The following is a 12,040-nucleotide window of genomic DNA, read 5'->3' as shown; positions in this document are numbered from 1 at the left end:
GAGGGCATTCCGGCCAAAACTAACCTACAGTCCGTAGCCAGGTGAGGTAATACACTGGCAAGAAAATCCAGCCCCTAACCTATACCACGTCATTCCAAACGCAGCGTAGCGGAGTTTTGGAATCCCCTGATTAAATGTGCTACAGAAGGTTTAGGCACTGCCACGATCAGGGAGATTCCAGATATTTTCTTAAAGCGCGGTCATGAAATCACATTTTATCAAGAAAATTCTGGAATGACGGGAGTGGGGGCAGGGCAGCCCACCGCCGGGGGAGACCACACACCCCACAAATCACTCTCACACTGTAGCGTCACCCCGGATCACCTCAACCATTTCCAAACTACCCTCGTTACAACTAATTAAAAACCAGAGTCACATGGGTAAAAAACTTGACAAAATCACTCCTGAACTGCAAGAGTTCATCGGTAATCAGAAAATGTTTTTTGTAGGTACAGCCGCAGAAGAGGGGCGGGTAAACATCTCACCCAAGGGTATGGATACCTTTCGCGTAATCGGGTCAAATAAGATCGTCTGGCTTAATCTCACCGGCAGCGGCAACGAAACGGCAGCCCACCTTTTGAAAAATAACCGGATGACCATTATGTTTTGTGCCTTTGAAGGCAAGCCTCTGATCCTGAGACTTTATGGTACAGCCCGGATCTTTCACCAGGATGATAAAACTTACCGGGAGCATATCGGGCAATTTCCTAAAATCATCGGGGCGCGCCAAATCATAGTCATGGATATCGACCTCGTGCAGACCTCATGTGGTTTTGCAGTTCCTTTCATGGATTTTAAAGAAGAAAGAACGCAGTTGAAATCATGGGCTGAAAAGCAAGGGGAGGAGCGGATACAGAACTACTGGAAGGAAAAGAACAGTGTAAGTATTGATGGTTTTGAAACCGGAATGTAAAGGGACGGTTAGCCCTTTCACGATCATCTGAAAATAAACCATACTCCATTCGATTATTTCGGGTGAATTTACCAGTAGCTTTGCGGCTTAATTTTACCCCTATCGCAATGAAGCGCATAAATGAATACCGGAAGTTGTTTAATGTTGATGCCAATGCTGATCTTAAGCAATTAAAAACCATATACAGGAACCTTGTAAAAGAGTGGCACCCAGATAAATTTCAAGACGAAGCAGAAAAGGCTGTTGCAGAGGAAAGAAGCCTGAAGATCATCGATGGATATCATTTTTTGGTGAGTATAGCTCCGGAAACAAAAGAGGCTAACCTGGAAGAATACCGCATAACCACAAGCACATCAGGCATAGCGGACTTTAAGCATAAAGGATTGCTGCTCGAAATCTCATTTCTTGATGGCACCACCTATGAGTACTTTGGGGTCAACAAAAAGGTAGTTACCAAAATGGTTAATTGTGATAACCCTTATCGCTTTGCCAAGAGGAATATTTTTAATACCTATCTGTATAGAAAATCTAAGAAAGATATGGAACTGGCTTAAATTATTTGCTGAATGATGAGATGGCGTGCCATTATACTTTTGTCACTTATAACTCTGTTACAATCGAGCTGCGCTCAAAAGGAGGAGAGCTTAATTGGACATTGGCATTTGAATTCTGATAATGGTTTTTTTAATACCATAGACATTAATGATACTGTCTCATCCGCTAATTATTATGAATTAGAGGGTTATGGTTATACGTTACCCAGAGCTTATGATACATTAAATGTACTGCCATTTGATGATTTTTTTTATACAAGTGCATTTGAATTGAGGGGCGATCGGCTTTTGTTAAGTTTGGATACCGTAGTTATTGAATATATAAAAGCTGATATTCAAACCTGTATTTATAAGCACCGTTATGCCCGTCCTTTTGTGGAAGTAGATCTTCATATTAATGATGATGCCTATGAATTTGAGAAAGCAGTTCCTAACAGTTGTGGGGCTAACGTTTTTGTAGGGCCTCTTAAAACAGGTGAAGGCTTTTTTTATGATAGTTTAGCGTCAGCTTATCCCGATTCAATGTTTATTCAGGTAAATGATGTGATGATAAAGTTTATGGACTTACCACAATTGGCTAAGCAAACCTATGATATGTGCATCGACCAGCCGTTTGCTGGTATAAATTTTCATATAGATAAAAGTGTTCCGCGAGAATACATTGACCGATTGATCAATAGCATCCCGGATTCATTGAAGTTGGAAGTGAATACCGTAGCCAGAATGTCAAACGGTGATATCGGGTTGGTACGGGTAAGGTAAGTTTTAATGGATTCGTATTGATCTGAAGTGAGTTTTTTATCAACCCGGCCATCATTCTATTAAAAGAAAAAACCACCCCAAACCTGAGGTGGTTTTCACTCTAGGTGCCATGCAGGAACCTTGCTTCCCCCTAAATGAAGCTTTTTCTGCCGGCACCGTTTACTACTACTGCTTTATAAAACTCTGTGTCTTTTTAATATCACCTGATTCAAATACCAGAATGTAAGTGTGACCGGCAGGCAGTCTGCTGATATCTACTTCCACGCGAGGTTCTAGAATCGTTTTGGTTTCCAGCGTCTTGCCATCAAGGGTCATTATTCTTACCAGCCCTTTATCCTCAAAGCCGTCCTCAATGGTCAGCGCTATAGTCTCCGTATTGGCAGGGTTGGGAAATATCTTCATGCCCGCTGCTTCCCTGGCTGTTTCGGCGTCACCTTTTGCGGCCAGTGAGGAACCATTGATGCTTACCGTATAATCTTCCACCTCGCCATAGTCAAAACTTCCGCAGCTTGAAGGTGCATTTCTGTAGCGCATACTAACCCTCATGCGGGTAGTGACCGATGAGGCTCCGGAAGGCACGGTAAACGAGCCGGAGGAAGTGGATGAACTGGTACCACTGTAGACCTGCTCTCCCGAGTCCGTAAAGTCGCCGTCGTGGTTGTAGTCGATCCATACTCTCCATACTTCGCTGTAGCTGGAATACATGAAGCCGGGCGTCAGGCTAACGCTGTAGGTGTTGCCTGCCGTAAGTGAAACGGACTGGCTGGTATTGTCAGCATAGCCACCGTCAGATGAAGAACTGTTGTTAAGGCTGCCTACCGTTACATTTGCTATCCACTCATAGCTGACATCATTACCAGAAGAGGAGCAATAGCTTACAGGGTTGTTGCTCAAAGTGCGGAAAGTGGCACTGGAGGAATAGTCAGACTCCTGTCCTGAGCAGATAGACTTCACCTGAAACTCGTAATTAGTGTCGGCAGTCAGGCCACTCAGTGATTTTGACGTGGAACTGCTGGTGGTTGATACCCAGGAGCCTCCTGCGATACGATACCGGATGCCGTAGCTGGCAGCACCGGAAGCTGAACTCCAAGATACCGTGGCAGATGACGTAGTGATACTGGAAGAAGAAAGACCTGAAGGTACATTGCAGGTAGGGTTTGTACCGCCATCCGCTTTTGCGGTTTCAATCAGAAATTCCAGCGCCAGCTTGGCAAACTTGGCAGCGTGTACCGAATTGGGCAGTGGTGCCTGGTTATAAGTGTCCGAAGAAGTGTGGATGTATGGATTGCTGCCGCTGAAACTGGCTTCAAAAGGGAAAGTGGCATTGTAGCCTTCAGATTCCCAACTGGCATGGTCAGAGCACCCGTAATTGCACTGGGTAGAGGAGTAGGTAAGTTGATGGGTGCCTGATGAATTATAATGATCCATCAATTGCTTCATAAAATTGTTAAGCACCGGCGTAGTGTACTGGTCCTCGATCAGATACACATCATAGGTCGACCCTTTGTAGTTGGTCATATCAAACTGTGCATACCCGATTACATTTACATTGTTGTTTGCATAGTCTTCGGCAATTTCTCCCGACCCTCTCAGGCCTACCTCTTCTGCTGCATAAGCCATGATCTCGATAGTCCTTTGCGGGCGGAAGTCCATCTCAATCAGCACGCGTGCGGCCTCAGTAATGGTGGCAATTCCGGAGGCATCATCATCAGCACCAGGAGCATTGGCATTGTTCCTGGGGTTGGTAGAATCAATATGCCCACCAATAATAACATACTCATCAGGGTAAGTAGTGCCCTGAATAGTCAGCACTGCCGAAGGCATGTTGGTGGAGGAGTGATTGACGAGCCTGGTGGAGATATCGCTTCTGCCGGCCGCCATGTTGTCCCACTTGGCCTTGATGTCCACCACCGATTGCGTGGCAGAGCTGTAAGTGTGGTAGCGGGTGCCATAGCCCACCAGCATTTGTGTGGTGTTCTCAATCTCATAATTATCTACCAGGTTCAGACTTTGGTTTACATAAACGTCCTGGTCAATAGTATAATTAATGGCAAGCTGCTGGGCCTGTTTGGCTGCCTTTTTAGCCTTGGCTTCTTTAATTGACTCCCTGGCTTTTTCCAGCGATGGCATATACACATAACCGGGGCCGTGTGTCAGTACATTATGGTGAAGGTGGTCAGCCGCATTTACGGTCATTTTTACGGCACTTACACCGTCGGCACTTTCGTGGATCACCACTTCTCCCGGATAGAGTTTTTGTAGCTCACGGGCATCTTCGGTGGTCACTGTGGCATAAAATGATTCCTGCTTGCTCATCTCCTGGTCCTGAGACCATACAGAATAGTTCATGAGGCATAGAAATACGATCCATGCCATAATGGGTTTACGATTTTTCATAATAAAATTGGTTTTTGGTTTTAGGTTGGCCTAAATGTATGGGAGAAGCGGCCGGAATACAATTGAAACAAGGCAGGAAACTTACATGGTAGGTTAGTTGCTGATATTTGGGTTATTTTAGTATGAGGTAAGATATTGGACAGGCCGAATCATGTTCAAACAAGTAAGTGGCAGGATGGAAAATGACCTGTAACGGGCATAATAATGTGAATTGAAGGGATTGGCATGTTCATTTGCCTGACTTGATGACCAACCCTATATAATTGTACTTTATCTTGATTATTAGAAATCGTATTTTGACATGGATGCTCGTGAAATACGAGTTAATAGCTAGAGTGGCAATGAACAATCCGATCAATAAAGACCATTGCCACTTCTTCTAATAAACAAAATGATTTTCTAAATTCCATGTTTGTTCATACGCCGATACAGCGCCGTTCGGGTCAGTCCAAGGCTTTTAGCCGTTTGTGTTACATTGCCATTATTTTCTTCAAGTGACTGCAAAATGAAATCACGCTCCATTTCATCCAGAGTTTTGGCCTGGGAAGGTACCCGGTGGATGGAAGTGGTTGGGCTGATGAATGACTCTACCGAACTGATAGTCTCCCCTTCGCTGAGGATCACGGCACGTTCCACGGCATGCTGCAGCTCCCTGATATTGCCCGGCCAGTGGTAATTTTTGAGTTTCTCCACAGTATGCTTATTGATGGACAAGTTCTGCTTATGGTACTTTCGGGAATAAATACCCAGGAAGTGATCCACCAGCAAGGGAATATCTTCGATGCGTTCACGCAAGGAAGGTATCCTGATTTCGACTGTATTGATACGGTATAGCAGGTCCTGTCTGAATTTCTGCTCGTACACCATCTCGCTCAGCGGCATATTTGTAGCACAGACCAGCCTGAAATCTACATCAATTTCACGGTTGGCACCCACCCTTCTGATCTTGCGGCTTTGCAATACAGTGAGCAACTTGGCTTGTAGTGGCAGCGAGAGGTTGCCAATTTCATCGAGGAATATAGTGCCTTCATTGGCCAGCTCAAACCTGCCCGGCTTGTCCTGTTTGGCGTCTGTAAATGCCCCTTTCACATGCCCGAAAAGCTCACTTTCAAAAAGCGTTTCGCTGATAGCACCGAGATCAACACTGATAAAGATCTCATCCTTTCGCAGTGAAAGATTGTGGATAGCCCGCGCTACAAGCTCCTTTCCGGTGCCATTCTCACCTAAAATCAATACATCTGCATCGGTTTTAGCCACTTTAGTGATCAGTTCCTTCACCCGCTGTATGGCCGGGGACTCACCGATAAAATCATTGAAATTGTGAGGCTTGTCCCTGTTTAGCGTATTCTGTGTTTCCTTTAGGCGTACCACCTCTTTCTTCGACTTCCTAAGCTGCAATGCCGAAAGTATAGTGCCCAGCAGCTTTTGGTTCTTCCAGGGTTTAAGCACAAAATCCGTTGCCCCTTCTTTCATTGCCTTTACGGCCACATCCACTTCGCCATAAGCGGTGATCAGGATTACAATCGCCTGCGGATCAATTTTGAGGATCTCACCCAGCCAGTAAAAACCCTCTTCACCATCATTCATACCCTTTTTAAAATTCATGTCGAGCAGGATAACATCATAATCCTTGATCTCAAAATAACCGGGTATTTTAGAAGGATCTTCCTCAATATCTACAGAAGAGAACTCCTGCTTGAGAAACATCCGTGCAGTTTCAAGCACATCCCGGTCATCATCCACAATAAGTATATTGGCAGGTACCTTCATTGATTAGTATTTAGATTTTAGTATTGAGTATTGAGGGGTGGCGGTTTACTCAATACTCAATTCTTAAGACTACAAATCTACAAAACTGTATCATAAACAAACGTACAGGTGTATCGTTTCCGATACATTTAATTTTGAGCATGGCTTCAAATTGCTCAAAAATGGGTAATTTGTGTGGTGGCATTGATTTTGGCTATCGTTCGGTAAGATCAGAACCAGAGGAATTTATAAGTTATGCTGAAAAATTATTTACGTATCACCATCAGAAACCTGCAAAAGAACAAGTGGTATTCATTGATCAACATCATAGGGCTTACCATAGGTATTACCGCCAGCCTGATCATTTTTGTGTATATCAATCAGGAGTTGAGCTTTGACAAGTTCCATAAGGATGCTGACCGTATTTACAGGGTGATCCGGGAGTCGGAAAGTGCTACGGGAGTAGATACAGATAAAGGCGTACCTTACCCGATGATCGGTGCACTGAAGAATGATTTTACCGAGTTTGAAGCCTCTACACTTTACCATAGCGATGACCGTCCCCTTGCTGTGATCGGTAATGAGAAGTTTGTAGTAGACCACGTGCTGTTTGCTGATTCCGGTTTTTTTAAAGTTTTCAGTTTTGAGGTCATATCCGGTAATCCTGCAAAAGACCTGGGAGAACCTAATAAAGCTTTCCTTACAAAATCGTTGGCAGCAAAGTTTTTTGGCGATCAGAACCCGATCGGTGAAAAGATCAGGTTGCGCAATAAAATAGAAGTGGAGGTAGCAGGCGTAATGGAAGATACCCCACCGGCATCTCACCTGAGGTTTGACATGCTGGTATCTTACCCGACCTTTTCAACGGATTACATGGGCTTTGACATGTTTGATATTACCTCGTGGGAAATGACAGCGGAAGGCTATGCATTTGTGAAGTTAAAGCCTGAAGCTACAGTAGGGCAGGTGCATGCGCAATTCAAAAATGTAGTTAAAAAACATTTTCAGGAAAGAGATCAGGTGTCGCGGCGTTTTCTGTTACAGCCGTTATTAGATATTCATTTTAACCAAAAAGTAGGAAGCCCTTCCTCTGTTAATCCTACATCCCTCTGGGCTTTGGGCACCATTGGCTTGTTCATATTACTTATTGCATGTGTGAATTTCATCAACCTGTCTACAGCCCTGGCCGTCAGGAAGTCCAAAGAAGTAGGGGTAAGAAAGGCGCTGGGGGCCGGACGTTCACAGCTTGTAAGGCAGTACCTGGCAGATACTTTCATAGTGACCCTGCTCTCCGGCCTGCTGGCCGTGGGTATAGCTGAGCGAATGGTGATCATGTTTAACCAGTTTTTTGAGAAAGAGCTCGAAATGAACCCCTTCGGCAATCCTGAGATCATCGTTTTTGTAATGGTGGTAATTGTGGTTGTGGCGCTCCTTTCCGGTCTTTACCCAGCCGTTGTACTCTCAGGATACAATCCGGTAAAGGCATTGAAAAACAATATCCATACGCAAAGCAAAACCTCGCTTTTCCTGAGGAAGGGACTCATCATTGTCCAGTTCTTCATCTCACAGGTTTTGATCATCTCTACCATTGTTATAGCCAGTCAGATGGATTACTTCACCTCCAAGCCGCTTGGGTTTGACAAGGATGCTATCATCAGCATAGGTGTGGAGAAAAATGATAAAGAAACCCTGGAAACCCTGAGGAACAGGCTGATGGCCAATACCTATGTGGAGAATGTTTCTTTTGCATTGGGGCCTCCTATTTCCAACAACGTCTTTAGTACGCATTACTACCTGAGCAGCAAAGGCAGGGACCAGGAATACAGGGTGCAGATCAAACCGGTAGATTATCATTACCTCGAAACTTACGGCCTGAAATTGAAGTATGGCCGCTGGTTCCTCCCCGGTGAAGAGAAAAGGTTTAGTGATATACTCGAAAACAATAAAGCGGACATTGTGTACATCCTCAACGAGACAGCAGTCAGAAAGCTGGGCTTCAACAATCCTGAAGAAGCCATTGGCGAGCTGATCAGTACAGGAATAAACAATATTTCTGCACCTATAGCAGGTATTGTGGAGGATTACCACCTCGGGTCGTTCCATGAAGAGATCATGCCTGCGATCATGATTCACATGCCTATGTTTTACTACAATGCCGGTATAAAAATAACCTCATCAAACATGAAAGAGGCTATCAGCCATGTGGAAGATGTTTACGTAGATATATACCCTGATAACATCTTTGAATACGAATTTCTTGACGACGAGGTCAGAGACTTTTATGTGGAAGAGCAACGCACCTTTACACTTTTCAAGATTTTCTCATCGGTTTCCATATTCATTTCATGTCTTGGGCTGCTGGGTTTGATCTCTTTCATTGTAAACCAGAGAACAAAAGAAGTAGGTGTAAGAAAAGTGCTCGGTGCCGGAGTAGGCAGTATCATCGCCCTCTTCTCCAAAGACTTTATGATCCTCGTACTGATGGCCTTCGTGCTGGCAACACCAGCCGCCTGGTACGCCATGAACATCTGGCTCTCAGACTTCGCCTATCAGATAGACATAGAAATATGGTTCTTCGCCCTGGCCATCGTGATCTCCGGTGTTATCACCTTCATCACCATAGGCTACCAGTCCTACAAAGCCGCAGTCTCTAACCCCGTAGATGCTTTAAGGGATGAGTAGGTTCGGTGTTCGGTGATCGGTGAACAGTAATCAGTGAACGAGTAAATAGTAATCGGCAAACAGTGAAAATGAAATCGGTAAAACAAGGAGTATTAAGAATTGGGATTTAAATATTTTCTACGACACTACTATCCCCTTGAGGGGATCAAAGGGGTGTTTTGAGTAGTGAATAGTGGACAGTAAGTCGGAAGACCGAAGTAGTAGCAAGTGAACAGAGAACGGGTAAAAAAACAGTAAGCGGTAAACGAGTAAGCAGTAATCGGTAAACAGTGAAAATGAAATCGGTAAAACAAGGTGTGTTAAAGGATCGTGATTTTAAATATTTCTACGACACAACTATCCCCTTGAGGGGATCATAGGGGTGTTTTGACCAACCAATAACCAGTAACTAATACCCAGCAAACAGCAACCAGAATGATAAAAAATTACTTCAACATAGCAATAAGGAATTTCATAAAAGACAGCTTTTACTCGGCAATCAATGTACTGGGTTTGGCTATTGGGATAGCCTGTAGCCTGATCATTTCCCTTTATATACTCCATGAGCTGAGTTATGATGATTTTCACCCTAATGTGGAGCAGAAATACCGTGTTAATCAGACCAACATCTGGGATCCTCAGGGAGGTGTTATGGGCTCTTCAGTGCTGCCGTTGGCCGGGACCCTGTTAGCTGAGTATCCGGAGGTAAAGTCTGCACTCAGGGTGAATACCATGGGTACCTATACCATTAGGGCTATAGAAAACAACCAGACAGAAAAAGTATTCAATGAGCCCAACGTATTGGCCGCGGATTCTAATTTCTTTGAATTCTTTGGATTTGAACTGGTTAAAGGCGATCCGAAAACCGCCTTGCAGGGCTTAAATAAAGTAGTGATATCGGAAGAAGCTGCCACAAAGTATTTCGGTAGGGGCAATGCATTGGGTAAAACGCTTTACATAGGAGAAAGCAAGACCCCTCTGGAAGTGACCGGTATCGCCGCCCAGCCGGAAAACAGCCATTTTAATTTCGATTTTCTGCTATCCATTTACACCAACCCTGCCATCAAACAGTTTGAGTGGAGCTGGATATGGACTCAGGCGGTCACGTATGTTGAATTGCAGGAAGGTACTGACCCTGCAAAGCTTGAAGATAAATTTAAAAATCTGGCCAGTACCCACATAGCAGCTACACTGCAACGGTTCAATATGAACTACGATGATTTTATGGAAGGTAAAGGGGACTGGACCTTCTACCTGCAACCTGTAAAAGATATTAACCTGTATTCTGGACAGGCAGGCAACAGACTGGGCAGGGTAAGCGATATCAAGTATATCTACATCTTCGCCTGTGTGGCAGTGTTCGTGCTGGTGCTGGCGGCTATCAACTTCATGAACCTCTCCACGGCACGGTCATCACTGCGGGCCAAGGAAATTGGCGTAAGAAAAGCGATAGGTTCTTCCAGAAAGCAATTGATCATCCAGTTTTTGACGGAGTCCATTCTGGTATCCGCAATTGCCACAATTGCAGGCCTGGGGTTAATGGAGATCATCAGGATATCGATAGGTCAGCTTTTGGATGTGGAGTTGCAGTCCTTTTGGTCTCATCCGCTGATCTTTGTTTTTGTATTCTCCCTTCCGCTGGTTTTAGGACTTGCGGCAGGCATCTATCCGGCAATTTACCTTACTGCTTTCAAGCCTGCCAATGTACTGAAAGGGAAGTTAAGTGTGGGAATGCGCAGTGGTGGATTCAGAAATACCCTGGTAGTCATCCAGTTCACCATTTCCATTGCTCTGGGCATTTGTACGGTCGTAGTGTTTCAGCAGCTCAACTATTTCAGCGAAAAGCATCTCGGCTTTGATAAGGAAAATATCATGGTGATCAATAATGCCCACAAGCTGGGAGACCAGTTGGAATCGTTCAGAAACGAACTGGCAGCGCATGACAATGTGATCAACGCTTCTATAGCTATGGATATGCTGGGAAGGGGTACCTATGATGAGGTTTTTACCAAAGAAAGTGACAATACCCGGCTCACCTTAGCCCAACTCAAAGTTGATGACCATTTTTTTGAGACCATGGGTCTTGAACTGGTTGCAGGCAGGCCATTTTCTGAAGACAGGCCATCCGATATGCGTGCTGTGCTGATCAACGAAACAGCCATGCACCTTTATGGCTGGAATAAAGACAATGTACTCGGCCAACGTATTGTATATATGGGCGACGAAATAGGCCCGGTGGAGGTAATAGGCGTGGTTAAAGATTTTAATTTTCAGTCACTCAGGACAGGCATCAACCCATTTATATTTTTCCATACCAAGTCTACCATGTGGGGAAGCAGCAGGGTGTTGGCATTAAAAACAAAGGGCCAGCACGTAGGGGAGCTGCTGAAAGTGGCCGAACAAAAATGGCAAAAATATGCCGGGGACAACCCTTTTGAATACTCTTTCCTGGATGAAGAGTTTGAAAACATGTACAGGTCAGAAGAGACACTGGGAAGTTTATTTTCCGTGTTCTCAGGCTTCGCCCTGTTCATAGCGTCCATTGGTCTGTTTGGCCTGGCTGCATATACCATTCATCAGCGCAGCAAAGAGATCGGCATCAGAAAAGTACTCGGAGCGTCCATCAGCCAGCTTGTGCTGATGCTCAATAGCAACTTTTCAAAACTTATACTCATTTCATGCCTTCTGGCGCTGCCCCTGGCCTGGTACGCCATGACGCAGTGGCTTGAGCAATTTGTATATAAAGTAGGTATCGGCTGGCCAGTATTTGTACTTGCCGGAGTAGCGGCACTAATCATCTCCTGGCTCACTGTGAGCTATCAGTCCATCAAAGCAGCCCTCGTGAATCCCGTGGAGACTTTGAAGGATGAGTGATTTTTGGTGACCGGTGTTCGGTGAACAGTAAACAGTGAATTGTAAACAGCAATTGTAAGTAAGTGAATACTAAAGAATCAATATTTTCAATATTTCTGCGACACTACTATCCCCTTGAGGGGATTATAGG

Annotated in this window: 7 protein-coding genes; 5 read left to right on the top strand and 2 right to left on the bottom strand. The window is 44.7% G+C overall.

Annotated elements, in window-relative coordinates; translation table 11 throughout:
* The first annotated feature begins 376 nt into the window (after positions 1-376).
* The 3 genes from E1163_RS08915 (at position 377) to E1163_RS08905 (ending at position 2,229) form a co-directional block, all read left to right on the top strand.
* Positions 377-913, top strand: a complete 537-nt coding sequence (locus tag E1163_RS08915) for a pyridoxamine 5'-phosphate oxidase family protein (RefSeq protein WP_155171091.1) — start codon at positions 377-379, stop codon at positions 911-913.
* 107 nt (positions 914-1,020) lie between these two features.
* Complete coding sequence (locus E1163_RS08910; protein ID WP_155171090.1) at positions 1,021-1,467, top strand: KTSC domain-containing protein; 447 nt, start codon at positions 1,021-1,023, stop codon at positions 1,465-1,467.
* Between the two features lie 12 nt (positions 1,468-1,479).
* Complete coding sequence (locus E1163_RS08905; protein ID WP_155171089.1) at positions 1,480-2,229, top strand: hypothetical protein; 750 nt, start codon at positions 1,480-1,482, stop codon at positions 2,227-2,229.
* A 165-nt stretch (positions 2,230-2,394) separates the two neighbouring features.
* On the opposite strand, the gene E1163_RS08900 is transcribed toward E1163_RS08905, so the two are convergent.
* Both E1163_RS08900 and E1163_RS08895 read right to left on the bottom strand, forming a co-directional pair.
* Positions 2,395-4,626 (bottom strand): M20/M25/M40 family metallo-hydrolase, encoded by a 2,232-nt coding sequence (locus tag E1163_RS08900; RefSeq protein ID WP_155171088.1) that lies wholly within the window; start codon positions 4,624-4,626, stop codon positions 2,395-2,397.
* 399 nt (positions 4,627-5,025) lie between these two features.
* Positions 5,026-6,396, bottom strand: coding sequence for a sigma-54-dependent transcriptional regulator (locus tag E1163_RS08895; RefSeq protein WP_155171087.1), 1,371 nt, complete (start codon positions 6,394-6,396; stop codon positions 5,026-5,028).
* Positions 6,397-6,630: 234 nt separating this feature from the next.
* On the opposite strand from E1163_RS08895, the gene E1163_RS08890 reads away from it, so the two are divergent.
* Positions 6,631-9,057: an ABC transporter permease gene (locus tag E1163_RS08890; protein WP_155171086.1), complete on the top strand. Its 2,427-nt coding sequence runs from the start codon at positions 6,631-6,633 to the stop codon at positions 9,055-9,057.
* A 414-nt stretch (positions 9,058-9,471) separates the two neighbouring features.
* Positions 9,472-11,910 (top strand): ABC transporter permease, encoded by a 2,439-nt coding sequence (locus E1163_RS08885; RefSeq protein WP_155171085.1) that lies wholly within the window; start codon positions 9,472-9,474, stop codon positions 11,908-11,910.
* The last annotated feature ends 130 nt before the right edge of the window (positions 11,911-12,040 follow it).

The sequence above is a fragment of the Fulvivirga kasyanovii genome (assembly GCF_009711405.1).
Lineage (GTDB): Bacteria > Bacteroidota > Bacteroidia > Cytophagales > Cyclobacteriaceae > Fulvivirga > Fulvivirga kasyanovii.
This window is presented reverse-complemented; position numbering and strand designations above follow the sequence as displayed.

What these genes read in the sequence shown, in the direction of transcription:
- E1163_RS08900 (WP_155171088.1), bottom strand. Translation starts at nt 4,626, where the DNA reads ATGAAAAATCGTAAACCCATTATGGCATGGATCGTATTTCTATGCCTC.
- E1163_RS08895 (WP_155171087.1), bottom strand. Translation starts at nt 6,396, where the DNA reads ATGAAGGTACCTGCCAATATACTTATTGTGGATGATGACCGGGATGTG.
- E1163_RS08885 (WP_155171085.1), top strand. Translation starts at nt 9,472, where the DNA reads ATGATAAAAAATTACTTCAACATAGCAATAAGGAATTTCATAAAAGAC.
- E1163_RS08915 (WP_155171091.1), top strand. Translation starts at nt 377, where the DNA reads ATGGGTAAAAAACTTGACAAAATCACTCCTGAACTGCAAGAGTTCATC.
- E1163_RS08905 (WP_155171089.1), top strand. Translation starts at nt 1,480, where the DNA reads ATGATGAGATGGCGTGCCATTATACTTTTGTCACTTATAACTCTGTTA.
- E1163_RS08890 (WP_155171086.1), top strand. Translation starts at nt 6,631, where the DNA reads ATGCTGAAAAATTATTTACGTATCACCATCAGAAACCTGCAAAAGAAC.
- E1163_RS08910 (WP_155171090.1), top strand. Translation starts at nt 1,021, where the DNA reads ATGAAGCGCATAAATGAATACCGGAAGTTGTTTAATGTTGATGCCAAT.